Genomic DNA, 26,984 nt, shown 5'->3' with positions numbered 1-26,984 from the left:
CTGTGAGCACTGAGAACGAGGGCAACGCGGTCCCGGCCGCCCCGTCCGTACCTCCTGTGCCGGGCGCCGCTCCCGAGGGACCGACGTCACCGACGCCGGGAGCCGGGTCGCACGAGATGGCGCACGAGCCCATGGAGCCCGCCACTCCTCCCGACCCCGCCACGGCACCGCTTCCCGTACACGCGGCCGAAACGCCGCCGCCGTCCGCACCGCCGGCCCCCGCCCATGCTGCGGCGCACCACCCCGGCACGGGTTGGCCCCCGCCGCCGCCCGCACTCCCCTCCTACGGAGGCGGCGGTCCCTACGGGGGCGGCGGCCCCGCCTGGGGGGAGCCGGCCCCGGCGCAGCAGCCCCGGCCCAAGCGAGCCGGCGGACTGGCGGCCGCGGTCCTGGCCGCGGCGCTCGTCGCCGGCGGTGTCGGGGGCGGCGTCGGCTACTGGGCGGCCGAACGGAACGACGACAGCTCCAGCTCGACCACGGTCTCCGCGGCCGACCCGCGGGACCTCAAGCGCGACCCGGGCACGGTCGCGGCCGTCGCGTCGAACGCGCTGCCCAGCGTGGTGACGATCGAGGCCAAGTCGGGCGGCGGTGGCATCGAGGGCTCGGAGGGCGAGGGCGGCACGGGCACCGGCTTCGTCTACGACAAGGAAGGCCACATCCTCACCAACAACCACGTGGTGGCCTCCGCGGCGGAGAGCGGCACCGTGTCGGCGATCTTCTCCAACGGCAAGAAGTACGACGCCGAAGTGGTCGGCCGCGCGCAGGGCTACGACGTGGCCGTCCTGAAACTGAAGGATGCGCCCTCGGGCCTCGAACCGCTGGCCCTCGGCAACTCGGAGAAGGTCGCGGTCGGCGACTCGACCATCGCGATCGGCGCACCCTTCGGGCTGTCCAACACCGTCACCACGGGCATCATCAGCGCCAAGAACCGCCCGGTCGCCTCCGGCGACGGTTCCAGCGGCAAGAACTCCTACATGAGCGCGCTGCAGACCGACGCCTCCATCAACCCCGGCAACTCCGGCGGCCCTCTGCTCGATTCGCGCGGCGCGGTCATCGGCATCAACTCGGCCATCCAGTCGGCGGGCAGTGGCGGCTTCGGGCAGACGCAGGCGGGCTCCATCGGCCTCGGGTTCGCCATTCCGATCAACCAGGCGAAGACGGTCGCCGAACAGCTCATCAAGACGGGCCAGCCGGTCTACCCGGTGATCGGCGCCACGGTCGACATGTCGGAGCAGGGCTCGGGCGCGCAGATCACGGAGGAGGGTTCCGGCGGTTCTGCGGCGGTGACCCCGGACGGACCGGCGGCCAAGGCCGGCCTCGAGCCGGGCGACGTCATCACCAAGTTCAACGGCAAGCCGATCGACAGCGGACCGACCCTGATCAGCGAGATCTGGACCAAGAAGCCCGGCGACAAGGTCCAGTTGACCTTCGAGCGTGACGGCAGGTCCCAGACGGTCGAGGTCGTCCTCGGCGAACGCAAGGGCGACAGCTGACCCGCCCCGCCCCCACCTTCCCCGAACGCTGCTGCGCCGCGCGACGCGGGCCCGGTAGTCTGTAGCCCGTTCCGCAGCAGGTGAGGCGGGGCGTGGGTGGGTTGCCCGAGCGGCCTAAGGGAACGGTCTTGAAAACCGTCGTGGCGCGAGTCACCGTGGGTTCAAATCCCACACCCACCGCGCATGTCGAGGGCCCCTGACCAGGTAAATCGGTCAGGGGCCTTCGTGCTGTGCGCTGTCCGTGGCTGCCCGTCGTTCCTCGGTACTTCCCGCGCGATCGAGCATGGAGGGGCACGCCGCTAGCGCGTCTGCGCGCGGTACCGCTTGAGCAGCGCGGTGATCTTCTCGTGGTCGCCTGCGCCGTTCAGCTCCGTCAGCAGGTCATCGGGGCAGAGCTCGTAGTGGTCGCCCCACCAGCGTCGACCCTTGTTGTCCCAGATGCGGTAGCCACCCGGAACGCCTCTGGCCACGTATCGCCTTCTGCTCACGCAGTCCTCCCCCTGGGTCGACGCGGCCTGTCGACGGTACCGGGACGTCGGTGGAGCGGTTGTGGGCGGGAGCTGTCATTGGCCAGGGGCAGGGGCAGGGACGGCGGGCGGCAGGCGGCGGGCGGGCATTGTCAGTGGATCCGGCTACCGTGCGGGGTGTTCGGCCGGACGGAGATCGTGAGGGACTCGCGGCCATGGGGGGGTGGGTATTGAAGGTCCCCGGCAGCCGACTCGGGACTGGAACCGGGATCCATGGCCCCACCCCCCACCTCAGCGAACCGGGCGTGCTCACGGAACTTGGGCGCCGGCGCGTCCTCGTGAGGGCGGGGCGCGGGGTGGTCAGTGGACGTCGCGGGTCGAGGTGAGGCGGTCGGCGGAGGCGATGGTGGCGCGGGCTTCGCGTTCGGTGAGGCCCGCGCGGACCGCCGCGTCGACGAGGCCCGCCGTGAGGGTGTCGCCCAGGCCGTTCTCGTAGGCGCGGCATGCCGCCCAGAACAGCCGGGTGTTGCGCTGGCCTTCTTGTGCCGCACGGACGAACTGGACCAGGCCGTGTCCCTGCCCGTGGCCGGGCACCGGGCCGCGGGTGGAGCGGGGGCGTTCGGGGGGTGTGATCAGGCGGAGGAGGGCCTGGGGGCAGGGTGCGGCGGGAAGGTCCGCCGTGCCGGGCGCGAGGCGGTACGCGCCGTGGACCGTGACCGAGCCCGGTCCTACGAGGTAGCCGCCGGTGCCGCGGACGTCGATGCCTGGAGCCAGCCGGCTCGCCGAGTTGGGGACGACCGTGTCGCCCGGGCCGGTCAGCCACAGGTGGCGGCCGCCGCTCGGTGTGAGGACGGTGACGGTCTCCGGGAGGGTGAACAGGTGGCGCAGCGCCAGGTGCTGGAGCTCGGCCATGGAGTCGGTCGACGACTTGGTGTCGAGGTCGATGCCGATCAGATGGTGCGGCGGCCGCCCGCACGCGATGCCGTATCCCGTGGCCCAGGGCGCGGCGGCGAAGAGCGCGCGTACCCCCGCCGGGTCGGTGGTCGCGTCGTGGACACCGTGGCCGGGGAGACCGCACTCGCCCCGGCACCGGACCGGGTCGGGGTCGCCCCGGTGGGGTGAGCGCAGGGCGGGGAGCTTGGTGGGCGAAAGGGGGATGACGGGGAGCCCGCGCTCCGCGGCGGAGAGAGCGTGGGCGAGGGCCAGGGTGGCGGTCTGCCGGTCGGTGATGGCCATGACTCCATGCTCGTACAAATGTTCGAGCAAAGGAAGAGGTAGGGAAAGGGGTTTATCGACATGTCCTCACACTTGCGAGCGAATCGCCCCTTCTGGGGTGGTTCATGCGTGATCACGTGGGCAACTCTGATCCTGCGACGTCGTGATCAGTACGGGGTGGACAGGCCAACCACCCCTGCACTCAACGCACTTGAGCAGTCCCGCTTCATGGAGGAAAGACATGGCAAGCATCCGCTCCGCCCGCGTTCTCACCGTTTCCGCGGCACTGCCCCTCGCGGCCGTGCTTCTCGGCGGGGTGGCCCAGGCGGACAACGGCGGCTTCGCGGACGACGGGTCGAACGTGTCGGTGGCGACGGTCCCCGGCAGTGGCGTGGGCGGCGCCGGCTTCGGCGACCCGTCCACCGCTCAGCAGGTGGCTACCGGCTGGGGCGCGAGCAATCAGAGCCATACCGCCCGGTTCGACGGGGCCGGTTTCGCGGTGGTCGACCAAGGCGACGTCACAGTGAATTTCTCACCACTGTGGTGACGGCCGGCCCGAGGGGAGCGTGATCCGGGGGAGACGTGATCGTCTGCGCGACGGTGCTTGGGGGCGCCGTCGCGCAGTCGTGTGAGGGGGTGTGTGCGCGGTGGGCTGCAGCGCCTGAGCCTTGACAGGCGTCAGGAAACTGACGGACAGTCAGATAGTGGAGAGGGGGCATCGGTGACCGACGAGCTGTACGCACGGCTGAAGACGTACGAGGGGCGGGCCGCCGCCTCGGGCGTGGGTAAGGATCTCGTCAACGAGCCGATGATCAGGCACTGGTGCGAGGCGATGGGGGACGGCAACCCGGCCTACACAGGGCCGGACGCCGTCGCACCTCCCACGATGCTCCAGGCATGGACGATGGGTGGCCTCTCGGGTCACACCGGCCGGGCGGCGGCGCAGGACGAACTCTTCGGACTGCTCGACGGCGAGGGATACACCTCCGTGGTGGCGACCGACTGCGAGCAGGAGTACCTGCGACCGCTGCGCCCGGGCGACCGGATCACCTTCGACGCGGTGATCGAATCCGTGTCGCAGCGCAAGACGACCAGGCTCGGTACCGGGTACTTCATCACCACGAGGATGGAGGTGCGGGCAGGCGGCGAGCTCGCGGGCACGCACCGGTTCCGGATCATCAAGTACGCCCCCGCAAGCCCGAAGCCGGCCTCGAAGCCGAAGGCCGGCCGCCCGCGCCCGGTGGTCAACAGGGACAACGCGGGCTTCTGGGAGGGCGTGGCCGGGCACCGGCTGCTCATCCAGCGCTGTGGCGGTTGCGGGACGCTGCGTCTGCCGTGGCTGCCGGGATGCGGTTCCTGCGGCTCACCGGACTGGGACACGCTCGAGGCGAGCGGCTCGGGAAGCGTCTTCTCCCATGTGGTCGTGCACCACCCTCCGTTCCCGGCCTTCGACCCGCCGTTCACGGTGGGGCTGATCGAGCTGGCCGAGGGTGTGCGGATCGTCAGCAACGTCGTGGGTGTCCCGCACGACAAGGTGCACATCGGAATGCCGGTCGAGCTGGAGTTCCTCAGCGTGGACGGGGAGTTCGAGCTGCCCGTCTTCCGGGGCGTGTGCGAGGGGGCGACTCGATGAGCCGTGAGCCGGGCCGCGGCGTCGGCGCGACGCTGCCCACCCTGACCGTTCCCGTCACGCGCACCCTCGTCGTGGCGGGAGCCCTCGCCTCGCGGGACTTCCAGGACGTGCACCACGACGCGGAGATCGCCAAGGAGAAGGGGTCGCTGGACATCTTCATGAACATCCTGACGACGAACGGCCTGGTCGGCCGGTACGTCACCGACTCCTTCGGCGAAGGCGCCGTTCTCCGCAAGGTCGCCATACGCCTCGGCGTCCCCAACTATCCGGGAGACACGATGGTGCTGAGCGGCACGATCACGGCGGTCGACGGCACGACGGCCGAAGTGCGGGTCGTCGGCTCCAACGCGCTCGGTGACCACGTCACCGGCACGGTGACGGTGACCCTCCCGGAGGCCGAAGAATGACCATCCGTGAGAGGGACTCGCTCGGCGGCAGGGCGGCCGTCGTCGGTATCGGGGCGACCGAGTTCTCCAAGGACTCCGGACGCAGCGAGCTGACCCTGGCCGCCGAAGCAGTACGGGCAGCGCTCGACGACGCCGGTCTCTCCCCCGCGGACGTGGACGGCATGGTCACGTTCACCATGGACACCAGCCCGGAGATCACCGTCGCACAGGCGGCGGGTATCGGTGAGCTGTCGTTCTTCTCCCGTGTCCACTACGGCGGCGGCGCGGCCTGCGCGACCGTGCAGCAGGCGGCGCTGGCGATCTCGGCGGGCATAGCGGAAGTCGTCGTCTGCTACCGGGCGTTCAACGAGCGTTCCGGGCGGCGTTTCGGTTCCGGCGTGCAGCACCGTGAGCCCTCCGCGGAAGGCGCGGCCCTCGGCTGGAACCTGCCGTTCGGGCTGCTCACCCCTGCCTCCTGGGTGGCTATGGCCGCCCAGCGCTACCTGCACGCGTACGGGCTGACCCCGGAGGTGTTCGGTCATGTGGCCGTCAACGGCCGGCGTCACGCGGCCACCAACCCCGCCGCGTACTTCCACGGCCGTCCGATCACCCTGGACGACCACGCCGCCTCCCGGTGGATCGTCGAGCCGCTGCGGCTGCTCGACTGCTGCCAGGAGACCGACGGCGGCCAGGCGATCGTCGTCACCGGCGTCGAGCGGGCCCGCGACCTGCCCCGCCCCGCGGCGGTGATCCTGGCCGCGGCGCAGGGGGCGGGCAGGTCCCAGGAGCAGATGACCAGCTTCTACCGTGACGACCTCACCGGCCTGCCCGAGATGGGGGTCGTCGCCGGGCAGTTGTGGCGGACCTCGGGTCTCGCTCCCGGCGACATCGACGTGGGGATCGTCTACGACCACTTCACGCCGTTCGTGCTGATGCAGCTGGAGGAGTTCGGTTTCTGCGGGCCGGGCGAAGGTGCGGACTTCGTGGCCGCGGACTCGCTGCCGCTCAACACTCATGGAGGACAACTCGGGGAGGCGTATCTGCACGGCATGAACGGCATCGCGGAAGCGGTCAGACAGCTTCGCGGCACCTCCGTGAACCAGATACCCGGGGCGGCCACGGCGCTGGTCACGGCGGGCACCGGCGTGCCCACCTCGGGACTGCTCCTCGGGGCCCACGGCGGGTAGCCCCTGCGGGTGTCCTCCACCTTCAGGAGGTGCAGCCCCGGCCGGCCCTACAACCTGAGGGGGACAACGCTTCGGGACCTGGGGCCGATCCGCGCGGCAGGGCGCGCTCCTAGCGTGGAAGCCATGACCACGCCTGTCTGTACGAGCGCTTCCAAGGCCGCCGCGCCGGTGCCGTCGTACACGCCCTACACCTCGTTCTCGTCGTACGTCCGGGCGCGGGGGCCCGTGCTGCTGCGGACCGCCCGGTCGCTGACCTCGAACCCGAGCGACGCGGAGGACCTGCTGCAGACGGCGCTGACCAAGACGTACGTCGCCTGGGAGCGGATCGAGGACCACCGGGCGCTCGACGGGTACGTCCGCCGCGCGCTGCTGAACACGCGCACGTCGCAGTGGCGCAAGCGCAAGGTGGACGAGTTCGTCTGCGACGAGCTGCCGGAGCCGGAGACCGTTCCCGCCGCGGACCCCGCTGAGCAGCAGGTGCTGCACGACGCGATGTGGCGCGCGGTGATGAAGCTGCCGGACCGCCAGCGTGCGATGGTCGTGCTCCGGTACTACGAGGATTTGAGCGAGGCCCAGACGGCGGAGGTGCTCGGGGTGTCGATCGGTACGGTCAAGAGTGCGGTGTCCCGGGCGCTCGGCAAGCTTCGCGAGGACCCGGAGCTGTCACCGGTCCGCTGACTGGTCGAGTGACCGGACTCCAGGGCGCGGGCTCGGTACGGCGCCGGGCCTGCGGGTTGTGGCCCCGTGAGCGGAACCGGCCTGCGGGATGCCGCCCGGTGAGGGGACCCGGCCTGCGGGATGCCGCCCGGTGAGGGGACCCGGCCTGCGGGATGCGGCCCGTAATCGGACCCCGGCCTGCGGGACGCAGGCTTCGGTACGCGCCCCGGCCCCCGCGGCGTGTGCACTGCTGTGCAGTGTTGTGCGGGGATGGGTGGCGATTGATTACCCTCGGGTAGTGACATACCGCGTGGTATGTGCGCAGAATCTACCCACCCTTTCTGCCACGTAGCGCTAGCGCCCACCGGGAGGACGCCGTGCTGAGCACCATGCAGGACGTACCGCTGACTGTGACCCGCATCCTTCGGCATGGGATGACGATCCACGGCAAGTCACAGATCACCACCTGGACCGGTGAGGCCGAGCCGCAGCGCCGCAGCTTCGCGGAGGCCGGGCGGCGCGCCACCCAGCTGGCCAACGCCCTGCGCGACGAGCTCGGCATCGACGGTGACCAGAGAGTCGCCACCCTGATGTGGAACAACGCCGAGCACGTCGAGGCGTACTTCGCGATCCCTTCCATGGGCGCGGTGCTCCACACCCTCAACCTCCGCCTGCCCGCAGAGCAGCTGGTCTGGATCGTCAACCACGCCGCCGACCGGGCCGTGATCGTCAACGGCTCGTTGCTGCCGCTGCTGGCCCCGCTGCTGCCGCACCTTCCGACGATCGAGCACATCATCGTGTCCGGCCCGGGCGACCGTGCCCTCCTCGCCGACACCGACGCACAGGTCCACGAGTACGAGGAGCTGATCGCGGGCCGCCCGACCACCTTCGACTGGCCGGAGCTGGACGAGCGCGCCGCCGCGGCCATGTGCTACACCTCCGGCACCACCGGCGATCCCAAGGGCGTCGTCTACTCCCACCGCTCCATCTACCTGCACTCGATGCAGGTCAACATGGCCGAGTCGATGGGGCTGACCGACCGGGACACCACTCTCGTGGTCGTCCCCCAGTTCCATGTGAACGCCTGGGGCCTGCCGCACGCCACGTTCATGACCGGCGTCAACATGCTGATGCCCGACCGTTTCCTGCAGCCCGCGCCGCTCGCCGAGATGATCGAGCGCGAGAAGCCCGACCACGCCGCGGCGGTCCCCACCATCTGGCAGGGCCTCCTCGCGGAGGTGACGGCCAACCCCCGCGATCTGAGCTCCATGCGGCAGGTCACGATCGGCGGTGCCGCCTGTCCGCCCGCGCTCATGGAGGCGTACGACAAGCTCGGTGTGCGGCTCTGCCACGCGTGGGGCATGACGGAGACCTCGCCGCTCGGCACGATGGCCCACCCGCCCGCCGGGCTGACAGCGGAGCAGGAGTGGCCGTACCGCATCACCCAGGGCCGTTTCCCCGCGGGTGTGGAGGCGCGGCTTGTCGGCCCCGGCGGCGAGTTCCTCGACTGGGACGGCGAGTCCGCCGGTGAGCTGGAGGTCCGCGGCACCTGGATCGCGGGCGCCTACTACGGCGGCGCGGGCGGCGAGGACTTCCGGCCCGAGGACAAGTTCAGCGAGGACGGCTGGCTGAAGACGGGCGACGTCGGCGTGATCAGCCCCGACGGCTTCCTCACCCTCACCGACCGGGCCAAGGACGTCATCAAGTCCGGCGGCGAGTGGATCTCCAGCGTCGAGCTGGAGAACGCCCTGATGGCGCACCCCGAGGTCGCGGAGGCCGCGGTCGTCGCCGTACCGGACGAGAAGTGGGGCGAGCGCCCGCTGGCGACCGTGGTGCTGAAGGAGGGTTCGACCGCGGACTACGAGACGCTGAAGACGTTCCTCGCCGGGAAGATCGCCAAGTGGCAGCTGCCCGAGCGCTGGGCGGTGATCCCGGCCGTGCCGAAGACGAGCGTGGGCAAGTTCGACAAGAAGGTCATCCGCAGGCAGTACGCGGACGGTGAGCTCGACGTGACGGAGCTGTAGCCGTCGCGCCGCGGACACGGAAAGAGGGGCCGGTGGTCACGACCACCGGCCCCTCCCGCGTCAGTTGGTGCCGATCTTCGCCAGCAGGTCGACGATGCGTGCCTGCACCTCGTTGCTGGTGGAGCGCTCCGCGAGGAAGAGCACCGTCTCCCCCGAGGAAAGCCGCGGCAGTTCGGCGGGATCGAGACCGGCCGAGGTGTAGACGACCAGCGGAGTGCGGTTCAACTGGCCGTTCGCGCGCAGCCAGTCGATGATTCCGGCACGCCGGCGGCGTACCTGCATCAGGTCCATCACCACCAGGTTCGGCCGCATCTGCGTGGCGAGAGTGACCGCGTCCGCGTCGGCACCGGCCCGCGCCACCTGCATGCCGCGCCGCTCCAGCGTGGCCGTCAGCGCGAGGGCGATCTCCTCGTGCTCCTCGATCAGCAGCACCCGCGACGGATGCTGTTCGCTGTCCCGCGGCGCCAGCGCCTTGAGCAGTACGGCCGGATCGGCACCGTACGCCGCCTCCCGCGTGGCCTGGCCGAGACCCGCGGTCACCAGCACCGGCACCTCGGCGGCCACGGCCGCCTGGCGCAGGGACTGCAGCGCGGTGCGTGTGATCGGCCCGGTCAGCGGGTCCACGAACAGTGCGGCGGGGAACGCCGCGATCTGGGCGTCGACCTCCTCGCGCGAGTGCACGACGACGGGCCGGTAGCCGCGGTCGCTCAGTGCCTGCTGCGTGGACACGTCGGGGGCGGGCCACACCAGCAGCCGGCGCGGATTGTCCAGCGGCTCCGGAGGCAGTTCGTCGTCGACGGGCTGCGGCTGCGGCCGGTTGGTGACCTCGACGGCGCCACCGGGACCGTCCAGCGGCTCAGGCCCCTCGGCGCCCTCGTCCGGGGCCCCTATGGCGTACGCCCGGCCCTCGGAGCGGGCTTCCGCCCGGTCGGCCGGCAGGCGGGGGCCGTTCTGCTGCGCGGCGGGCGTGGTGGCGGGCACAGGGGCCGCCGCCGGCTGCGGATGGGCGCGGGCGGCCGGCTCGGGACGCTCACTGTCCGGACGTGTGCCGAGCTTCCTGCGGCGGCCGGAGCCGAGTGTCTGGTTCTGCTGCTGCGTCAGGTGCTGGGCGAAGGGCACGCCCTGGCCCAGGGTGCGCACGCTGAAGGCACGTCCCTGAGTGGAGTCCGCGGGGGCCGGCTGCTCCTCGGGCAGGGGCTGCGCGGCTCGTGCGGCCGCGGGGCGGGGCGACTCGGCGGCAGGCTCGGCGGCAGGCAGGGCGAGCGGCTGCCGGACGCCTTCCTCCTGCGTCCTGGGCTGCGCGGGCGCGGGTGCCGCGGGCGGCAGGGGCAGCGACACGGAGCCGGTCGCCGAAACCGGATCCGAAACCGGCTCCGGAACGGCGAGGCCCTGACCAGCGGAATCGGCCGGGCCGGTCGGGTCGGCCGGGCCGGTGGGGTCGGCCGGGCCGGTGTCGCCCGTGCCCTCCTGTCCCCACGCCGCGTGTCCGGTCGCCGTCGGTCCCACCGGGGTCGCCGGGGCGGCAGGCGCTGCCGCGGCGGCCGGAGTTCCGGCGGGTGACTGCGGCTGCTCCTCCCTGCGCGCCCGCCTGCGTCCCGTCGGGGACGGGTGCTGCTGAGGCGGCGTGTGGTGCCGGGAGTCCGGGTCCCCGGACACGGCGTCGTGCCGCTCCGCCACGGTGCTGTCCGGCTGGACCGCCGGGGCGGGGGCAGGAGCAGGAGCAGGTACGGGGGCGGGCACCCTGTCGGCCTCGGCCGGCGGCAGTGCGAAGGCCGTACGCGGCGCCCCGCTCTCGGCCTGGCTCGGCGCCGCTGCCAGCGCTCGCCTGGCGCGCCGACCGGTCGGCTGCGGTGTGTGCTGAGACTGCTGGGGCGGGGTCGGCTGTTCCTGCCGCTCCTGCGACGAGGGTTCTTCCGGCGACGGCTCCGCCGACGTCCTCGGCAGACCGCTCTCGACGGCTCGCCGTGCGCGCCGTCCCGAAGACGAAGACTGGACACCGTGGGCGTCGACCGGTACGCCCTGCGGCGGCACGGTCTCCCCCAGCGCGGCCCGTCCGCTCGCCCCTTCGGCTGCCGTGACCACGGAGCCCGCCGAGGGCTGCAGGGCTCCGGCGGAGTCCTCCGCCGGGCTGGGACGGCCACGACGGCGCCCGGTGCCACCGCTCCTGCCCGTGCGCTCGCCGGTGCCACCCTCCGGGGCGTCACTGTCCGTGGAACCGCCCGCGGCGCCACCCGTGTCCTGCGCGGGAATGAACTCGGCGTCCGGCTGTGCCGCGCGGCGACGCCCGGTCGGCGGCGCGGCCACCGGATCCTCCATGGCGACCGGGCTCTCCAGGAACGCGTCCGTGGAGGCGCGCCGGGCCCGTCGGCGGCCACCGCCACCGGTGGTCGTGCCCGAGGGGGCCGCGGCGGTCTGCGCGGGCTCTGCGGTCTGCTGGCTGGGGAGGGCGGGCAGCGCGGGCAGCTGGTGGACGACCGGAGCGGGGGGCGTGACCGTTCCCGCGCCCTCCCCCAGCGGTACCTCGAGCACATACGCGCTGCCGCTCATGCCCGGCACGTCGTGCGTCTGCAGCACGCCGCCGTGCGCCCGTACGATCCCGCGCACGATCGGCTCGTGCACCGGGTCGCCGCCGGCGAACGGCCCGCGCACCTCGATCCGCACGACGTCGCCGCGCTGGGCGGCCGCGACCACGACCGTGGAGTCCACGTAACCGCCGCTGGGCGGGAGCTTGGCCCTGCCGGTGGAGTCGACGCCCGCCACGTCCGCCACCAGATGCGCGAGCGCGGTGGCCAGCCGGACCCCGTCGACCTCGGCCTCTATCGGCGGAGCGTGCACGGCGAACTGGGCCCGCCCGGGCCCGATGAGCTCGATCGCACCGTCGACACCGGCCGCGACGACCGCGTCGAGGAGCACATTGGCCTTCGCCAGCCGCTGCACGCCGCTGTCGAGCTGCTGATAGCCGAGAACATTGTCGACAAGTGTGGTCATCCGGGCGTGACCGGCGGCGAGATGGTGCAGGATCTGGTTCGCCTCCGGCCACAGCTGCCCGGCCGGATCGGCCGCCAGCGTCGCCAGTTCCGTGCGCAGCTCCTGCAGCGGCCCGCGCAGCGACTCCCCGAGCACCGCGGCCAGCTGTGCGTGCCGGGCGGCCAGTTCCGTGTACCGCTCCGCGCCGCTCTCGAGCTCGGCCGTGTAACGGTCGGCCTTGTCGGCGAGTTCGGCCTCGTACCGTTCCGAAGTGGCGGCGAGCTCCGCGGCCAGCCGTTCCCTGGTCTCCGTCAGCTCGGACGTGAGCCGCTCGGTCGTCTCCGCGAGTTCCGACGTGAGCCGCTCCGTGGTCTCCGTCAGCTCGGACGTGAGCCGCTCGGTCGTCTCCGCGAGCTCCTCGGCATGCGCCTGTGCCTGCTCCTCGTACGGGCGCCGGTCGGTGAACGTCATCACCGCGCCGACCAGCTGGTCCCCGTCACGTACCGGCGCCGTCGTCAGGTCGACGGCCACCTTGTCGCCGCTCTTGGACCACAGCACCTGTCCGCGCACCCGGTGCTTGCGCCCGGACTTGAGCGTGTCCGCGAGCGGCGACTCCTCGTACGGGAACGGATCACCGTCCGCGCGTGAATGCAGGATCAGCGGATGCAGCTCCTGCCCGCCGAGGTCGCTGGCGCGGAATCCGAGGATCTGAGCGGCGGCGGGGTTGACGAGCACGACCCGGCCGTCGGTGTCCGTGCCCACGACGCCCTCGGAGGCCGCCCGCAGGATCATCTCGGTCTGCCGCTGCGAACGCGCCAGCTCCGCCTCGGTGTCCACGGTGCCCGACAGGTCCCGGACGACGAGCATCAGCAGCTCGTCACCGGTGTACGCGTTGTGCGAGTCGTACGCCTCTCGCCCGTCCTCCAGGCTCGCGCTGGTCACCTCGGCCGGGAACTCGCCGCCGTCCGTGCGCCGCGCGATCATGCGGGTCGGCTTCGTACGGCCCCGGTGGTCGGCGGCGTCGGGCCGGCGCATCGAGCCGGGGATCAGCCGCGAGTCGAACTCGGGCAGCAGATCGAGCAGGCCCCGCCCCACGAGGGCGGTGCCGGGCGTCTCGAAAAGCTCGAGGGCGATGGTGTTGGCGTTGACGACCGTGCCGTTGGCGTTGACGAGAACGAGCCCGTCGGGAAGGGCGTCGAGTATGGCTGCGAGGCGAGCAGCGCCTCGGGATGGCCTGCTGCTCACGACGACGGTTCCTCCCTGACCTACTGCGTATTGCGGACGGCCCGTCCCATCCTGCCCCTCGGGCCCCGGCCTGTCACTGAAGGGAGTCTAAGGGCAGCCGACGGTGCCGGGACGGCGGATGAGGGGGAGCTCTCACCAAGGTTGTGTGCACACGGCGTACGCCATCGGCCTATGACCTGGTGTTCGGCAGCACCGGCTCGAGGGTCTGCCAGCGCGAGATCTCGCAGCCGTTGCTCCGGTTGAAGGCGGCGTCGACCTGCCGTCCCTGCCACGTACCGGTGATCCGCGCGGTGGCCGGCCCACCGAACTGCTGGGTGCACATCCGGTCCTGTGGCACCGGGGCGAAGGGGTCCTGCTGCTCTCGGGTCAGCTCCTCGAGACGGCTGCAGGCCGACTCCGCCGACGGGTGTGTCCCGCCGGCCGGACCGCACTCCAGCTCGTATCTGCCGTCCGTCCGGGTGTTCCCGCTCTCGGAGACGATCACCGTCAGGCGGTCGGGTTTCTCCAGCAGCGGCACGGGGAGAGGCAGCGGAGAGGCGGCGGCACCCGAGGCGGGTACGGCAGCGACCAGCGCGGCGACGGACGCGGTTGCGGTGAGAACAAGGCGGCGCAGCATGAGGGGCTCCTCGGGAGTCGCGGGGTCATGCCGGGGCCGCGACCGGCCCCGGCATGTCTAACGCTGCTCACGCCGCGGCGTTGCGCAACCGCAGATGCTTTGCTCTGCGGGCCCGGTGCCTAGTACCGTGGACGGCGATTGGTGACACGCCACTGGGCTGTGTCATCATCTGCACGCACCACTCGCGCCTGCGCGGGTGTGCTGGAGGCGTCGCCTAGTCCGGTCTATGGCGCCGCACTGCTAATGCGGTTTGGGTTTTAAAGCCCATCGAGGGTTCAAATCCCTCCGCCTCCGCCAGCTGATCACCGAAGCCCCGGCCACACGGCCGGGGCTTCGGTCGTCCCAGGACCCCGCACAGGTGCCGCGATTCGGGCGTTTGTGCAGGTCAGGAGGGGTGCGGCTAATGGATTTCGCGTCGCGGCGCAGGTCATGTAATGTTGTTCTCGCAACGCCGACCAGGCAGAAAAGCCCGGGACGCAGAGCACTCGTAGCTTAACGGATAGAGCATCTGACTACGGATCAGAAGGTTGCAGGTTCGAATCCTGCCGAGTGCACACAGCTGAGAGGCCCCGGACGACGAGTCCGGGGCCTCTCGCGTTGGGCGGTACAGCAGTCGCGGTACAGCAGCGAAGTGCAGCAACGGGCCCACCTCAAGGCGTTGACCGGCTCGTGGCTAGGGTGACCGCTCGTCGCGCCATTCGTGAACACGAAACACCTGGGCGGCGCGGGGAGGGGCTTCCATGAATCTCAAGGCTGGAACAGCGGCGCTTACGGCCATAGTGCTTGCCGGGCTGACGGGGTGCGGTTCTGCGGCAACCGCAGGACCGGAGAAGACGGCGGAGCGAGCGTCGGCCGTGCCGTCTCCCGAGATCTCGGCCGCCGAGGCGGACACTCGCCTGTCTTCCGGGGACCTGCAGGAGCGGTGGTGGTCGTGGGTGGCACGGGAGCCCGAGGAGACCAACCCTGTTGCCGACCGGGACGGAAGCGCATGTGCGCGCAATCAGTCGTGGGACGTATGGTTCCTGGCCGGCACTTTGGGTACGCAGGAGAGCCGCACATGCAGTGTTCCCGCTGACCTTCCGATCGCTTTCCCTCTCATGAACCAGATGGGGAGCTCCGAGGACTGCGCAGCATTCATGAGGACTGCCCGGGGGTCGGCGGTCCTGGACGGTGAACGGGTCGAACCGGACGCCTATCCAGCAGAGCCCATCGCGGTGGAGGGCGTCGCGGACAACCCTGTCACCCGTAGTGATGGGACCGTGCTGACCTCGGGGTGCGGTCTGTGGGTCCAGTTGCCCCCGCTGGAGCCCGGCACGCATTCGCTGAAGATCCGCGGCCAGTCCGGTGACTTCTCCGTAGGCGTGGATTACTCGCTCACCGTCGAGCCGGCATCGGACTAGGGGCCCGACACGCAGGCGGCCCCAGGAGTGCCGGGATCGCCTGCAGGCCGGGTGGGCGCCTGACTTGGCTGATCCGCTTCGGAGAGGAGAACGAGGCGGTGGGATTGGACCATCACCGGAAGAACGACGGCTGGGTCTCTTCTTCCACCATCCCTTGAGCCTGACGACGGCGGTCACGTCCGGCGGGTGGTCGACCTGCGCGGCCAGACTGTGTTCGTAGTCGAGGGCGGGATGCGCGGCGCCACGGGCCTTGGTTGCCGTAACCGGGCAGCCGGGGCCGTGTTCGGCGTGCCGACATCGGCACATGATGCCGACTGGTGACGCTGCTTACGCTGCTCGGCAACGCGGAGAGGCAGCGGTCCGTGTGGGACGAGCACACCACTTGGACGCGACACGGACGGACGGTGAGGGGCCTGAAGGGCACATCACACGCAGGCGGCACCGATGCCCGTCGGCAGAGCACGGTCGAAGGTGGCTTGGGGCCGCGTGGGTCCCTGATCATGTCGCTGGTGCTCGTGCTGCTACTGGGCGTGCTGTCGGGGCTGGTGATGTTGCCGGCGGCCCAGCACCTGCGTTCGCTCCACGACGGCGAGCGGGCTGATGCGACGTTGCACACGAGCGGGTCGTGCATGGTGGGTGGTTGCCAGGTCAGGTTCGAGGCGGATGGCCGAACCGTGGTGGCGGAACTGCCGGTGGGCAGCGGCGGAGGCAAGGACGCAGCCGGCACGCGACTGACCGTTCGGTACCAGGCGGACGATCCGCAGGTAGTCGCCCGTGAAGAGGACGTCGGGGGAGGCGGTGCTGCCGCGCTGGCGGTGGTGTCGGGCGTCGGGGCCCTGATCTTCCTGGTGACGTCGGTCGTGGCGGCGATCTTCCTGGCGCGGCAGCGGCGTGCTCGTCCGGCGGCAGCGGCCGAATGAGGACGGGAGCAGAAGGTCGCAGGCCAAAAGCCTGCCGCGTCAGCTCCCGTCAGCGGGCGGGCTTGAGCCGAAGGCAGCCGACGGCCTGCCGTCGGAGTGGCCGCTAGAGTCGCGGTCATGGGGGGACGACAGGCGCGCGTGAAGCCGTGCAAGTGGTGCCACCGACCGATCCCGTATCGGTCGTGGTGGCGGTCGAGGCGGTACTGCAACCGGTGGCACCAGGTGAGGAAATGGGTGGCCCGGATCTTCGAGACGATCATGGAAGTCAACTCGAGCTGACCGTGGCAACCCGCTGCTAGCCGATGAGGGTCTCTTTCGGGCGGACCACGCAGAACTCGTTCCCCTCGGGATCGGCCAGCACGGTCCATGACTCGTTGCCGAGCTGTCCGACGTCCACCCGGCGGGCGCCGAGGGCGAGTACGCGCTCGATCTCGGCCTCCCGGTCCTCCGCGGCGGACGTCAGGTCGAGGTGGAGGCGGTTCTTGACGGCCTTGCGGTCCGTCACGGGCATGAAGCAGATGCCCACCGGCGCGGTCTCTTCCGGCCCGATCACGACCTCCCGCTCCCGCTCGGAGAGGATTCGCCAGCCCAGGACCTCGGCCCAGAACCGGGCCAGGGCGGGCAGGTCGTGCGCGTCGATGACGATGTGATGCAGCGAGAGAGGCATGCCGGTCAGTGTGCCCAGTGACCGCCCTGAAGGACCCAGGCCGACGGCGTCGCCCACGGCGGCGGGGACGACGCACGGCCGCCGGTTCCGACAGGATGGGCGGATGCGGATGCGGACGGGGACGGGGACGGGGACGGGGATGCGGATCTCGGTGGAGGGGGAGTGGCAGTCGCGGTGATCTGGCGGTGCGCCGGGATCAGATGGCCGGCGGGCGCACGGGTGGCGGTCCTCGAGTGGGAAGGAGGGCGCATCAGCCCCCTCGTCCGCGGCAAGGAGCTCGGCTTCCGGGCCGAGGGGCCGCGCCGGTGCACCGGGGCGCGGGGCAACGCGTGCCCGTTGCGTGCGGAGGTTCCCGCGCGGGCGACGCAGGCGCGGTGTCCCGAGTGTGCGCGGCTCGACCGGGCGCATTCGGTGGCCGCGGACGCCGTACCCGACGATCCCCGCACGTACCGGGTGTATCTGGCGTGGTTCGGGCCGGGCATGTCGAAGGTAGGGATCACGGCGGAGGCGCGCGGGCCGGCGCGGCTGCTGGAGCAGGGTGCCGTGGTGTTCACCTGGCTGGGACGCGGGCCGCTGATGGCCGCTCGGCGCACGGAGGAGCTTCTGAGGGCCGCCCTGGGCGTCCCGGACCGGATTCCGTACGCCCACAAGCGCGCGGTGCGGGCCGCCCTGCCGACCGGTGCGGAGGAGCGCGCCGCCGAGGTCGAGGTGCTTCACGCGCGGGCGGTCGCACTGCCCGGGTGGGCGGAGTCGTTGGAGCGGCTGGACTTCGAGGCGGTCGACCACGCCGGTGTGTTCGGGCTCGACGGTCTGCCCGCGGCGACCGCCGTGGTGCGTGAGCTGGTGGACGGCGGAGTGGTCGCGGGCCGGCTTCTGGCCGCGGCCGGGCCCGATCTCCATCTGAGGACGGCGGGGAACGGGATCGTCGTGGTCGACACCCGGCTGATGACCGGCTGGGGCCTGGTGGGGGCGGACGCGAAGGCGGGGGTGAGCGTGCCGACGGCCGATGTACGGGACGGGGGCACGCAGAGCGGCCTCTTCTGACACCCTGGCCGTGATGCCCGGCGGCCGGATGGCAAAGCCTTGGATCCCTTTCGCGGATCCCTCTGGACGCCGCATTCGCCCTGGCCGGAGGGTGGTCGTCATGAGCATCGAACCTGTGGCGGGCCTCGAACCGCCCTATTACGCAGTGGTCTTCACCTCCGTTCAGCGGCCCAGTGTCGACGGGTACGCGGAGACCGCCGCGCGGATGGCGGAGCTGGTGCGGGAGGTGCCCGGATTCCTCGGGTACGAGTCGGCCAGGACCCCGGGCGGCCTCGGGATCACCGTGGGGTACTTCCGGGACGAGGAGGCGATCGCCGCCTGGCAGCGGAACAGGGAGCACCAGGCGGCGCAGCGGCAGGGGCGCGCGGAGTGGTACGAGAACTACAGCGTGCATGTGGCCAAGGTGGAGCGGAGTTACAGCTTTGAGCGGGCGTGACGCGGCGGACGGGCACATGGTCGGGCAGGGCCGGGGGACCAGGAACGACACGAACGACCGGAACGACACGACTGACGCGACCGACACGGAAACCGGCGAGGCGGGCGATGTTCCGGTGTCGGTGTCGGAGTCGGAGTCGATGTCGGGGGAGGCGCAGGAGGTACGGGAGTTCTGGCAGCGGCTCGGGCTGCCGGGTCTCGTGGACGTGCACACGCATTTCATGCCGGAGCGGGTGCTGAAGAAGGTCTGGGCCTATTTCGACGCCGCCGGCCCCATGACCGGCAGGGAGTGGCCGATCACCTACCGGCACGAGGAGGAGGAGCGGGTCGCGCTGCTCCGCGAGTTCGGGGTGCGCGCCTTCACCTCGATGCTCTATCCGCACAAGGCGGGTATGGCGGCCTGGCTCAACGGCTGGGCGGCGGACTTCGCGGCACGGACCCCGGACTGTGTGCACACCGCGACGCTGTTCCCCGAGGACGGCGTGGCCGGCTGCGTACGTCAGGCCGTGGACGCCGGGGCGCGGATCTTCAAGTCGCATCTGCAGGTCGGGGCGTACGACCCGGGCGACCCGCTGCTGGACCCGGTCTGGGGACTGCTGGCGGAGGCGCGGGTGCCGGTGGTGATGCACTGCGGTTCCGGCCCGGCTCCCGGGAAGCACACCGGCCCTGAGCCGGTTGGCCGGGTGCTGGCCCGCCATCCGCGCCTGCGGCTGGTGGTGGCGCACATGGGGATGCCGGAGTACGGCGACTTCCTCACCCTGGCGGAGCGCTACGAGGAGGTCCGGCTGGACACGACGATGGCGTTCACGGACTTCAGCGAGTCGTTCGCGCCGTTCCCCCAGAGCGAGCGGGGCCGGCTGGCGGATCTGGGGGACCGGATCGTGCTGGGCACGGACTTCCCGAACATCCCCTACCCGTATGCGCACCAGTTGCGGGCGCTGGAAGGGCTGGGCCTCGGGGACGACTGGCTGCGGGCCGTCTGTCACGACAACGGCGCACGCCTGCTGTCGGTGCCCGAGTAGCCGACGATGCAGGGGCCTGCCGATGCCCTCCTCGGCATCGGCAGGCCCCTGAGTTCGACCTGGAGGTGTGGACCTGTCAGAAGGTCAGGCTCCAGGAGTCGATGTAGCCGGTGTCACCGCTGTAGGTGTCGGTGACGCGCAGCTTCCAGGTACCGTCCGCGGCCACGCCGGAGGCGTCGACCGTGTAGGTGGTGATGACGTTGTCCGCGCTGTCGCTGGTGCTGCTCTCCTTGAGGACGGCCGAGGCGCCGCTCGGGGCGACGATCTCGATCTTCAGGTCACCGCGGTACGTGTGCTTGATGTCGACGTCGATCTTGAGGGCGGAGGGGGCGTTGCCGCCGATGCCGCTGACCGCGATCGACGAGTTGACCGTCGTGTTGTCGTAGATGTTCACGTTCGCGGAGTTGGTGAACACGTTGCCGGTGGGCGGCGGCTCCTCGCTGCCCGCACCGAGGGTGGCAGCCGCGTCGGCGAGGCCGGCGCCGCAGCCGCCGGAGCAGGTACCCGGGAGCGTACGGGCGTTGCTCTTGATCGAGGACTCGACCTGGGCGGGGGTGATGGACGGGTTCGCCTGGTACATCAGCGCGGCGAGGCCGGCGATGTGCGGGGCGGCCATGCTGGTGCCCTGGTACGCCTTGTAGTTCTCGGTGCTCGGGCTGCGGGTGCCGCTGTTCAGCGTGGACCAGATGCCGTTCGCGGAGCTCACCGCGGTCTCGCCGCCGGGGGCGGTGATGTCGACGATGGTGCCGTAGTTGGAGTACGAGGCGCGGTTGCCCTCACGGTCGGAGGCGGCGACGGTGATGACGTTGTTGCAGTTGGCCGGGTTGAAGTTGGCCGCGTTGGCGTTGCTGTTGCCGGCCGCCACGACGACGGTGGTGCCGCGGTTCACGGCGCCGTTGATGGCGCTCTGGGTGCCGGCGTCGCAGGCTCCGCTGCCGCCGAGGCTCATGTTGATGACGTCCGCGGGGTTCGGGTTGGACGGCACGCCCGAGACGGTGCCGCCGGAGGCCCAGGTGATGGAGTCCATGATGTCGGCCGTCGTGCCGCCGCACTTGCCGAGCACGCGGACCGGCTGGACGGTCGCGTTGTACGCGATGCCGGCGATGCCCTTGCTGTTGTGCGTGGTGGCGGCGATGGTGCCCGCGACGTGGGTGCCGTGCCAGGAGCTGGTGGTGTCACGCGCGGGGTAGTTGTTGCCGCACTCGCCCGCCAGCATCCAGTCGCCCGGGTCGGAGGCGTTGCTGTCGCGGCCGCCTCCGTCGTTCGCCATGAACGGGTCGGAGATGAAGTCGTATCCGGCGATCACGTTGGCGGAGAGGTCGGAGTGGGCCACGTAACCCGTGTCGATGACGGCGACCTTGACGCCGGAGCCGGTCGCCTTGTCCCAGGCACCGGGAACCCTCATGCCGGCCGTGGCCTCGAAGAGGTCCCACTGGCGGCTGTACTCGGTGTCGTTGGGGGTCACGGCCGCGGCGTAGACCCGGCGGTCCGGGACGACGTAGGAGACGTCGGGGTCGGCGCTGAAGGCGGACATGACGTCGGCGGTGTCGGCCTTGCCGAGCTCGCCGCCGAGGTCGATCAGAGCCGCTCCGGTGCCGAGGCGCCGGTCGAACTCGAGGGTCTCGCCGGCCTTCTTGCCCTTGGCCTTGGCGTCCTGGTCCGCCGCGGTGTCGGACTTCGCCTCGGTGGTCGTCGACTTGTAGCCGACGATGAGGCGCTCGACGGGGGCCGTGTCGGCCTTGGCGGCGGGGGCGGCGCCGGGGGCGGCCTGGGCGGGTGCGGCGACCGAGGTGGCGGTGCCCGCACAGAGAAGCGCGGTGGCGGTTGCCGCGAGGACGGATATGCGGATACGTCTGGAACCGTTCAAGGCGTTGCCTTTCGAGGGTTTGACCCGGCAGCACCGAACCTCGGCACATGGATCAGTGCATGACAATCCGGGGTGTTCCTGTGGCCGCGGGCAGGAATGCAGGGGGTGCGGCCGTCCGAGCGGCGGCGAAGGGAGCCCCGGGCCGCGAGTGCCAGTCGTTTTGGGGTGTGCGGCACTCGTGCCCGGATGCCGGGGATGCACGGTGCGGGTTCCGCCGGCCTGATGGGCCGAGGTTCCCGCACACGGCTCCCTTCAGCCGCGCGGGTCACCGGTCGGCCGTACGCGCTGACAGCTCCCCCGCTGTGGATGCGCGTTCGACCGGCCGGTTGGCAGGGAACCTACGGCCGGAAATGCGCACGTGCCTATCCGGATGGGTGTCGCTACGGATACCCGATTAACCCTGGGCCGTACGGCATTCAGTCTGATTGGTCACTGTTTGTGCCGCCGCCCGCCGTGTCCGGCAGGACAGCTGTACCGATCTTTTCCGCCAGGTGTTGCCGCGATGTCGTGCCCAGTTTGCGCATGGCGCGGGCGACATGCTGCTCGACCGTACGGGGGGAGAGATGCAGGGTCGTCGCGATGTCCCGGTTCGTCAGTCCGGTCCCGGCCAGTTCGGCGACCTCGCGCTCGCGCGGCGAGAGACGGTCCCCGTACGAGGGCCGGCCCGGCGGGCGCGTCTCCTTGGCCGGCTGGTGCGAGCGAAGCAGGGCACGGGCGCGGGCGGCGTCCCAAACGGCGCCGAGGTCGGTGAACTGCTGTGTGCACGCCGTCAGGTCCGCGACGGCCCTCGCCCTCTCGACGTCCGCGGTGTGGCCCGCCCCGCCCGCCCCGCCCGCCCCGCCCGCGGCCGAGGCCTTCAGGGCGCAGCGGCCCGCGGCTTCGGTGGTGAGCGCCTGGGCGTAGGGGTACGGCAGTGCCGCGTACGCGGCGGCCGCCTCCCGGTACAGAGGGACGGCGTCGGAGAACCGGTCCTCCGCCTCGGCCAGCGCGGCACGGCTACGGCTCAACGCGGCTGCGGCCCCCGGACCGTCGCGGCCCTCCAGCCCCGCCGTGAACTCGGCGATCAGCTCCCGCGCGGCCTCGTGGTCGCCCGAGCGGGCCAGCGCCTCGATGGCCCAGGGCACCAGGTCCGCCGTCCACACCCAGATCCCCTTCCGCCGCGCTCTGGCCCACGCCTCACGCGCCTCCCGGGCCGCGCCGGGCAGTTCCTGACGGGCCAGGGCCAGCCTGACCAGGGCGCCCGAGGTCGCCGCGGCGAGTGGTGGCGCCGCCTCGTCGCGCGGCGACGCGTCGGCACCGGACAGCCATGACAGCGCCGAGTCCCACTCTCCCTGCGCCAGTGCGAGCAGCCCGCGCACCAGACGGGCGTCCGCGCTGATCACCGGCATGTCCGCCGTGGAGGCGACGAAGCTGTCGCACCGGTCCGCCAGTCCGGCCCAGCGCCCGGTGACCCACTCCAGGCGCAGCCGGGTCCCGAGCGCCGTGTGCTCGGTGTAGGGGGCGCCGCTCCTGCCGGACAGCTCGAACCCTTCGGCGAGCAGTTCCTGCGCGCGCCCGTGGTGGCCGAGCCACAGTGCGGCGTCCGCCGCGTTGCACAGCCCGCGAGCCGCGTGCAGCCGGGACCGGGGGTCGGGGCTGTCCGTGGGCAGTTCCTTGACGAGGTCCCAGGCCCGCGGGTCTCCGCAACTCATGGCGAGGCCGACACGGTTGGCGGTGACCGCGGAGCGGGCGGTGTCGTCGCCGCTGTCCTCGGCGGTCCTGGTCGCCTCCTCGAGCCACGCCTGGTGGACGTCGATCGAGGAGCGGGGCCAGTGGGGCATCACCAGGGCGGACATGGCACGCGCGGACAGGTCGGGCCTTGGGGCGCGCAGTTCGGCGGCGGCCCGCTCGAGCTCCTGCCAGCCCTTGTCGGTCATGCCGACCTGGTTGCACAGGAGCAGCCCCAGGTCGAGCCGGAGTTCGCCCCGTACGGCCGCGGGGAGGGCCGCGTCGTCGACGATCTGCGTCAGCACCTGGACGGTCTGGTCGGAGCGCAGCCCGACGACGGCGCTGCGGGCCAGCATCGGCGCCAGCCGGGCGCGTGTCTGCGGCGGCACCGAGGACGAGGCCAGCGTCTGTTCGAGCAGGCCGATGGCCTCCTGGTGCCGGTCCGACTCCGCCGCCTCCCGGGCGGCCTGCTCGACGGCGCGCAGCCAGCCCCGTACGCGCCCGCCGGCCTTGTGGTGGCCGGCCAGCGAAGCCCAGGGAACCGGTTGCCGGTACGCCAGCACGTCCGCCGCCCGCCCGTGCAGTTCCTGCCGTACGGGTCCGGGAACGGTCTCCCGCACGGCCAGCGCCGCCAGCGGTACGGGCAGTCCGTAGCCCTCCTGCGACTCGACCAGGGCCGCGCCGGCGAGCGCGGCGAGCAGCGCCTGCCTGCCGGGGCTGCGGCCGAGTCCGGAGACGGTGACGAGTTCGTCGCGGCTCACCGGCTCGCCGAGTACGGCGGCGGCCCAGACGATCGGCCGGTGCTCCGGCGGGAGCGCGGCGGTCCGGCCGATGCTCAGCTCCGCCAGGCGCACGGGCACGCCGGCGGCGTCGACACCGGCGGCCGTGCATCGCTGTCCGGTGATGTCCCGCAGCACGGCCAGCAGATCGACCACGATCTGGGCCACGCCGCCCGAACGCTCGTGCAGCCGTGCCACCGCCTCCGCCGTGCAGCGGTCCCCGAGAGCCGCCGCGGCGACCCGGCGCACCTCGTCCGCGCTCCACGGTCCGATCCGGTGGCGCAGGACGGTCAGCCCGGCCGGGTAGCGCGGTGGCGGGCCGCCCAGGGGCAGGCCGGGGACGGTCAGTTCCTCGGGCCGGTAGGTGAGCACGACGGCGAGGCCCCGTCGCGGATGTTCCAGCAGACGGCGAAGTCCGGTCAGGTCGTCGCCGTCCGCGCGGTGGACGTCGTCCACGATCAGCAGGACCGGACCGCCCTGCGGCGGCTCCGGCAGCCCGGCGTCGTCGCCGCACGTCCACCGCAGACAGGTCGCCCTGACCGCCTCCGGGAGCGTGGTCAGCTCATCGGCGAGGCGGCTCTTGCCCGTACCGGCAAAGCCCTCCACCAGAACGAGCACGGGTGCCGAGCCGTCCGCGGCGAGCGTCCGCCGCAGCCGCAGCGCCCAGAAGGATTCGTGTGCTGTCACGCCACCCGTCCTCCGGCCTTCTCAGGGAATTCACAGGTTCAGGAAAGAAGCCTCTCAGGGCAAGGTCACAGGCTGGCCACATGACCACGACCTCGCCCCAGGGGCGTACCGAAATGCTCAGGCCGGACGGCAGCCCCGTGCGCGTACTCGTCGTGGACGACGAGGCGCCGCTGAGCGAGCTCCTGTCGATGGCCCTCCGGTACGAGGGCTGGCAGGTGCGCAGCGCCGGGGACGGTGCCGGGGCGGTGCGCGCGGTGCGTGCGTTCCGGCCGGACGCCGTGGTGCTGGACATGATGCTTCCCGACATGGACGGGCTCGCCGTCCTGGGGCGGCTGCGGCGGGAGGCGCCCGATGTGCCGGTGCTCTTCCTCACGGCGCGGGACGCCGTGGAGGACCGGATCGCCGGCCTCACGGCGGGGGGCGACGACTACGTCACCAAGCCGTTCTCGCTGGAGGAGGTCGTGGCACGGCTGCGCGGTCTGATCAGGCGGTCCGGGACGGCCGCGGTGCGCAGCGAGTCCCTGCTCGCCGTCGGTGACCTGACCCTCGACGAGGACAGCCACGAGGTGACACGGGGCGGGCAGTCGATCCACCTGACGGCGACCGAGTTCGAACTGCTGCGTTATCTGATGCGCAACCCGCGCCGGGTGCTGAGCAAGGCGCAGATCCTCGACCGGGTGTGGAGCTACGACTTCGGCGGCCAGGCCAATGTCGTCGAGCTCTACATCTCGTATCTGCGAAGGAAGATCGACGCGGGGCGCCCGCCGATGATCCACACACGACGCGGTGCGGGGTATCTGATCAGGCCGGGTGAGTGACACGGCGACCCGGCGGCCGTGGTCGCCGCGGACGCGGCTGGTGGCCCCGGCGGTGGCGCTGATCGCCGTCGTGGGCGCGGTGATCGGGGACGGTCGCACGGGGGACGCCACCTGCTACGACCTGACCGCGGGGAAATGGCGCTGTACAGCGTAAGAGAGATCCTTGTACGGTGTAAGGGAAACATCCCCTTACACCGTACAAGGAGCTTGTATGACGGCAACGACTGCCGAGCAGGAAACGGTCCGATCGGGCCACCCGCAGCGCTGGCTGATCCTCGGCGTCATCTGCCTCGCCCAGCTCACCGTGCTGCTCGACAACACCGTCCTGTCCGTCGCGATCCCCTCCCTCACCAGGGAGCTCGACGCCTCGACGGCGGACATCCAGTGGATGATCAACGCCTACTCCCTCGTCCAGTCGGGCCTGCTGCTCACCGCGGGCAACGCGGCCGACCGCTACGGCCGCAAGAAGATGCTCGCCGCGGGGCTGGTCCTGTTCGGCATCGGCTCGCTCGCCGCCGGACTCGCCCAGACCTCCGGCCAGTTGATCGCCGCGCGCGCCGGCATGGGTGTCGGCGGGGCACTGCTGATGACCACGACCCTCGCCGTCGTCGTGCAGGTCTTCGACGACACCGAGCGGGTGAAGGCGATCGCCCTCTGGTCGACGGTCAGCTCGCTCGGCTTCGCGGCCGGACCGCTGCTCGGCGGTGTGATGCTCGACCACTTCTGGTGGGGTGCGATCTTCCTGATCAACATCCCGGTCGCCGTCATCGGCCTCTTCGCCGTCGTCGTGCTCGTCCCGGAGTCCAAGGACCCCCGCGGCGAACGCCCCGACCTGCTCGGCGCGGTGCTCTCGACGATCGGCATGACGGCCACCGTGTACGCGATCATCTCCGGTCCCGAGCACGGCTGGACCTCCACCGAGGTACTGGCGTCCGCGTCCCTCGGCGTGCTCGTCCTCGGCGCGTTCGTGTTCTGGGAGCTGCGGATCCCGTACCCGATGCTGGACATGCACTTCTTCCGCAACCAGCGCTTCGTCGGTGCCGTCGCCGGCGCCATCCTGGTCGCGTTCGGGATGACCGGCTCGCTGTTCCTGCTGACCCAGCACCTGCAGTTCGTGCTCGGGTACGGGGCGTTGGACGCCGGTCTGCGCACGGCCCCGCTGGCTCTCACCGTCGTCGCGCTCAACCTCACGGGCGTCGGCGCGCGGTTGCTGCTCAGGCTCGGGACGCCCGTGGTCATCGCGGTCGGCATGACCCTGGTCTCCAGTGGTCTCGCCGCCATCGCGGTCCTGGGCGCGGACGGCTACAGCGGGATGCTGCTCGGCCTCGTCGTGATGGGTGCGGGTGTGGCCCTGTCCATGCCCGCCATGGCCAACGCGATCATGAGCGCCATCCCGCCGGAGAAGGCGGGTGTGGGCGCGGGCATCAACGGCACTCTTGCCGAGTTCGGCAACGGCCTGGGCGTCGCTGTCCTGGGCGCCGTGCTGGGCTCCCGCTTCGCCGCGCTGGTGCCCTCCGCGGTCGGTGCCGCGTCGCTGCCCGCCGCCCTCGCGGCAGCCGGCAGCGCGGAGGAGAGGGCGCGCGTCTCCGAGGCGTTCGCCTCGGGACTCGGGACCAGCCAGCTGGTCGGCGCTGCGGCGGTGCTGGCGGGCGGCCTGCTGGCCGCGCTGCTGCTGCGGCGGGCGGAGCGGGCGGATGCTCCGCAGGGGTAGGGCTTCCGGGCAGCGGTGCGGCACCGCGGCACGACAC

General features: G+C 71.6%; 22 protein-coding genes and 3 tRNA genes. 18 read left to right on the top strand and 7 right to left on the bottom strand.

Translation table 11 applies throughout. The features are described from left to right. Positions 1-2 precede the first annotated feature (2 nt). Both ACFYV1_RS15530 and ACFYV1_RS15525 read left to right on the top strand, forming a co-directional pair. Complete coding sequence (locus tag ACFYV1_RS15530) at positions 3-1,493, top strand: S1C family serine protease (protein WP_389395988.1); 1,491 nt, start codon at positions 3-5, stop codon at positions 1,491-1,493. A 95-nt stretch (positions 1,494-1,588) separates the two neighbouring features. Beyond that, a tRNA-Ser gene (locus ACFYV1_RS15525) sits at positions 1,589-1,673 on the top strand. Positions 1,674-1,792: 119 nt separating this feature from the next. On the opposite strand, the gene ACFYV1_RS15520 is transcribed toward ACFYV1_RS15525, so the two are convergent. Both ACFYV1_RS15520 and ACFYV1_RS15515 read right to left on the bottom strand, forming a co-directional pair. After that, positions 1,793-1,981: a hypothetical protein gene (locus ACFYV1_RS15520; RefSeq protein ID WP_389395987.1), complete on the bottom strand. Its 189-nt coding sequence runs from the start codon at positions 1,979-1,981 to the stop codon at positions 1,793-1,795. A 339-nt stretch (positions 1,982-2,320) separates the two neighbouring features. Then, positions 2,321-3,196 (bottom strand): bifunctional DNA primase/polymerase, encoded by an 876-nt coding sequence (locus ACFYV1_RS15515; protein WP_389395986.1) that lies wholly within the window; start codon positions 3,194-3,196, stop codon positions 2,321-2,323. A 220-nt stretch (positions 3,197-3,416) separates the two neighbouring features. Here ACFYV1_RS15515 and ACFYV1_RS15510 point away from each other — a divergent pair, with 220 nt between their 5' ends. The 6 genes from ACFYV1_RS15510 (at position 3,417) to ACFYV1_RS15485 (ending at position 9,062) form a co-directional block, all read left to right on the top strand. Beyond that, positions 3,417-3,722 (top strand): hypothetical protein, encoded by a 306-nt coding sequence (locus ACFYV1_RS15510; RefSeq protein ID WP_389395985.1) that lies wholly within the window; start codon positions 3,417-3,419, stop codon positions 3,720-3,722. A gap of 174 nt (positions 3,723-3,896) precedes the next feature. Continuing rightward, the gene (locus ACFYV1_RS15505; RefSeq protein ID WP_389395984.1) at positions 3,897-4,808 is read left to right on the top strand and encodes a bifunctional MaoC family dehydratase N-terminal/OB-fold nucleic acid binding domain-containing protein; all 912 of its coding nucleotides are present in this window, start codon (positions 3,897-3,899) and stop codon (positions 4,806-4,808) included. Continuing rightward, on the top strand, positions 4,805-5,215 hold the full coding sequence (locus tag ACFYV1_RS15500) for a MaoC family dehydratase (protein ID WP_389395983.1): 411 nt from the start codon (positions 4,805-4,807) through the stop codon (positions 5,213-5,215). The genes ACFYV1_RS15505 and ACFYV1_RS15500 overlap by 4 nt, the downstream gene beginning before the upstream one ends. Beyond that, a complete protein-coding gene (locus tag ACFYV1_RS15495; protein WP_389395982.1) occupies positions 5,212-6,381 on the top strand; it encodes a lipid-transfer protein in 1,170 nt (389 codons plus the stop codon). The genes ACFYV1_RS15500 and ACFYV1_RS15495 overlap by 4 nt, the downstream gene beginning before the upstream one ends. A gap of 123 nt (positions 6,382-6,504) precedes the next feature. Then, the gene (locus ACFYV1_RS15490; protein ID WP_389395981.1) at positions 6,505-7,059 is read left to right on the top strand and encodes a SigE family RNA polymerase sigma factor; all 555 of its coding nucleotides are present in this window, start codon (positions 6,505-6,507) and stop codon (positions 7,057-7,059) included. A 356-nt stretch (positions 7,060-7,415) separates the two neighbouring features. Then, positions 7,416-9,062 carry a long-chain fatty acid--CoA ligase gene (locus tag ACFYV1_RS15485; RefSeq protein WP_389395980.1) on the top strand — a complete coding sequence of 549 codons (1,647 nt, stop codon included), beginning with the start codon at positions 7,416-7,418 and terminating at the stop codon, positions 9,060-9,062. 60 nt (positions 9,063-9,122) lie between these two features. On the opposite strand, the gene ACFYV1_RS15480 is transcribed toward ACFYV1_RS15485, so the two are convergent. Together ACFYV1_RS15480 and ACFYV1_RS15475 are read right to left on the bottom strand one after the other, a co-directional pair. Next, positions 9,123-13,274, bottom strand: coding sequence for a PAS domain-containing protein (locus tag ACFYV1_RS15480; RefSeq protein WP_389395979.1), 4,152 nt, complete (start codon positions 13,272-13,274; stop codon positions 9,123-9,125). A 169-nt stretch (positions 13,275-13,443) separates the two neighbouring features. Then, positions 13,444-13,890, bottom strand: coding sequence for an SSI family serine proteinase inhibitor (locus ACFYV1_RS15475; protein ID WP_389395978.1), 447 nt, complete (start codon positions 13,888-13,890; stop codon positions 13,444-13,446). A 203-nt stretch (positions 13,891-14,093) separates the two neighbouring features. Between ACFYV1_RS15475 and ACFYV1_RS15470 the strand changes: the two genes are divergently transcribed. From ACFYV1_RS15470 to ACFYV1_RS15455, 4 genes are all read left to right on the top strand, one after another. Then, positions 14,094-14,187 (top strand) — tRNA-Ser (locus ACFYV1_RS15470). A gap of 184 nt (positions 14,188-14,371) precedes the next feature. Then, positions 14,372-14,444: transfer RNA gene (locus ACFYV1_RS15465), tRNA-Arg, on the top strand. 582 nt (positions 14,445-15,026) lie between these two features. Next, positions 15,027-15,290: a hypothetical protein gene (locus ACFYV1_RS15460; protein WP_389395977.1), complete on the top strand. Its 264-nt coding sequence runs from the start codon at positions 15,027-15,029 to the stop codon at positions 15,288-15,290. 500 nt (positions 15,291-15,790) lie between these two features. Next, the gene (locus ACFYV1_RS15455; protein ID WP_389395976.1) at positions 15,791-16,210 is read left to right on the top strand and encodes a hypothetical protein; all 420 of its coding nucleotides are present in this window, start codon (positions 15,791-15,793) and stop codon (positions 16,208-16,210) included. Between the two features lie 295 nt (positions 16,211-16,505). On the opposite strand, the gene ACFYV1_RS15450 is transcribed toward ACFYV1_RS15455, so the two are convergent. After that, positions 16,506-16,877 (bottom strand): VOC family protein, encoded by a 372-nt coding sequence (locus ACFYV1_RS15450; RefSeq protein WP_389395975.1) that lies wholly within the window; start codon positions 16,875-16,877, stop codon positions 16,506-16,508. 174 nt (positions 16,878-17,051) lie between these two features. Here ACFYV1_RS15450 and ACFYV1_RS15445 point away from each other — a divergent pair, with 174 nt between their 5' ends. The 3 genes from ACFYV1_RS15445 to ACFYV1_RS15435 all read left to right on the top strand — a co-directional run bounded on the left by ACFYV1_RS15445 (position 17,052) and on the right by ACFYV1_RS15435 (position 19,378). Next, entirely contained in the window at positions 17,052-17,921 is an 870-nt protein-coding gene (locus ACFYV1_RS15445; protein WP_389396432.1) for a DUF2797 domain-containing protein, read from the top strand. 100 nt (positions 17,922-18,021) lie between these two features. Next, positions 18,022-18,357, top strand: a complete 336-nt coding sequence (locus tag ACFYV1_RS15440) for an antibiotic biosynthesis monooxygenase family protein (RefSeq protein ID WP_389395974.1) — start codon at positions 18,022-18,024, stop codon at positions 18,355-18,357. A gap of 139 nt (positions 18,358-18,496) precedes the next feature. Continuing rightward, on the top strand, positions 18,497-19,378 hold the full coding sequence (locus ACFYV1_RS15435; RefSeq protein ID WP_389396431.1) for an amidohydrolase family protein: 882 nt from the start codon (positions 18,497-18,499) through the stop codon (positions 19,376-19,378). 76 nt (positions 19,379-19,454) lie between these two features. On the opposite strand, the gene ACFYV1_RS15430 is transcribed toward ACFYV1_RS15435, so the two are convergent. Further along, positions 19,455-21,245, bottom strand: coding sequence for a S8 family serine peptidase (locus ACFYV1_RS15430; protein ID WP_389395973.1), 1,791 nt, complete (start codon positions 21,243-21,245; stop codon positions 19,455-19,457). A gap of 416 nt (positions 21,246-21,661) precedes the next feature. Beyond that, complete coding sequence (locus ACFYV1_RS15425) at positions 21,662-24,418, bottom strand: LuxR C-terminal-related transcriptional regulator (RefSeq protein WP_389395972.1); 2,757 nt, start codon at positions 24,416-24,418, stop codon at positions 21,662-21,664. Positions 24,419-24,498: 80 nt separating this feature from the next. Here ACFYV1_RS15425 and ACFYV1_RS15420 point away from each other — a divergent pair, with 80 nt between their 5' ends. From ACFYV1_RS15420 to ACFYV1_RS15410, 3 genes are read left to right on the top strand one after another with little or no spacing between them, the layout of a single operon-like run. Further along, entirely contained in the window at positions 24,499-25,236 is a 738-nt protein-coding gene (locus tag ACFYV1_RS15420) for a response regulator transcription factor (RefSeq protein ID WP_389395971.1), read from the top strand. Then, positions 25,229-25,390 carry a hypothetical protein gene (locus ACFYV1_RS15415; protein ID WP_389395970.1) on the top strand — a complete coding sequence of 54 codons (162 nt, stop codon included), beginning with the start codon at positions 25,229-25,231 and terminating at the stop codon, positions 25,388-25,390. Before ACFYV1_RS15420 ends, ACFYV1_RS15415 begins: the two co-directional genes overlap by 8 nt. Before the next feature lie 57 nt (positions 25,391-25,447). Beyond that, entirely contained in the window at positions 25,448-26,947 is a 1,500-nt protein-coding gene (locus ACFYV1_RS15410; protein WP_389395969.1) for an MFS transporter, read from the top strand. Positions 26,948-26,984 lie beyond the last annotated feature (37 nt).

It is taken from the genome of Streptomyces sp. NPDC003023 (assembly GCF_042888225.1).
Taxonomy (GTDB): Bacteria; Actinomycetota; Actinomycetes; order Streptomycetales; family Streptomycetaceae; genus Streptomyces.
This window is presented reverse-complemented; position numbering and strand designations above follow the sequence as displayed.

Bases quoted from the DNA above. Each gene is read 5' to 3' on its own strand.
- ACFYV1_RS15515 (WP_389395986.1), bottom strand. From the start codon at position 3,196: ATGGCCATCACCGACCGGCAGACCGCCACCCTGGCCCTCGCCCACGCT.
- ACFYV1_RS15510 (WP_389395985.1), top strand. From the start codon at position 3,417: ATGGCAAGCATCCGCTCCGCCCGCGTTCTCACCGTTTCCGCGGCACTG.
- ACFYV1_RS15500 (WP_389395983.1), top strand. From the start codon at position 4,805: ATGAGCCGTGAGCCGGGCCGCGGCGTCGGCGCGACGCTGCCCACCCTG.
- ACFYV1_RS15495 (WP_389395982.1), top strand. From the start codon at position 5,212: ATGACCATCCGTGAGAGGGACTCGCTCGGCGGCAGGGCGGCCGTCGTC.
- ACFYV1_RS15490 (WP_389395981.1), top strand. From the start codon at position 6,505: ATGACCACGCCTGTCTGTACGAGCGCTTCCAAGGCCGCCGCGCCGGTG.
- ACFYV1_RS15475 (WP_389395978.1), bottom strand. From the start codon at position 13,890: ATGCTGCGCCGCCTTGTTCTCACCGCAACCGCGTCCGTCGCCGCGCTG.
- ACFYV1_RS15460 (WP_389395977.1), top strand. From the start codon at position 15,027: ATGAGGACTGCCCGGGGGTCGGCGGTCCTGGACGGTGAACGGGTCGAA.
- ACFYV1_RS15455 (WP_389395976.1), top strand. From the start codon at position 15,791: ATGTCGCTGGTGCTCGTGCTGCTACTGGGCGTGCTGTCGGGGCTGGTG.
- ACFYV1_RS15450 (WP_389395975.1), bottom strand. From the start codon at position 16,877: ATGCCTCTCTCGCTGCATCACATCGTCATCGACGCGCACGACCTGCCC.
- ACFYV1_RS15440 (WP_389395974.1), top strand. From the start codon at position 18,022: ATGAGCATCGAACCTGTGGCGGGCCTCGAACCGCCCTATTACGCAGTG.
- ACFYV1_RS15435 (WP_389396431.1), top strand. From the start codon at position 18,497: ATGTCGGGGGAGGCGCAGGAGGTACGGGAGTTCTGGCAGCGGCTCGGG.
- ACFYV1_RS15420 (WP_389395971.1), top strand. From the start codon at position 24,499: ATGACCACGACCTCGCCCCAGGGGCGTACCGAAATGCTCAGGCCGGAC.
- ACFYV1_RS15410 (WP_389395969.1), top strand. From the start codon at position 25,448: ATGACGGCAACGACTGCCGAGCAGGAAACGGTCCGATCGGGCCACCCG.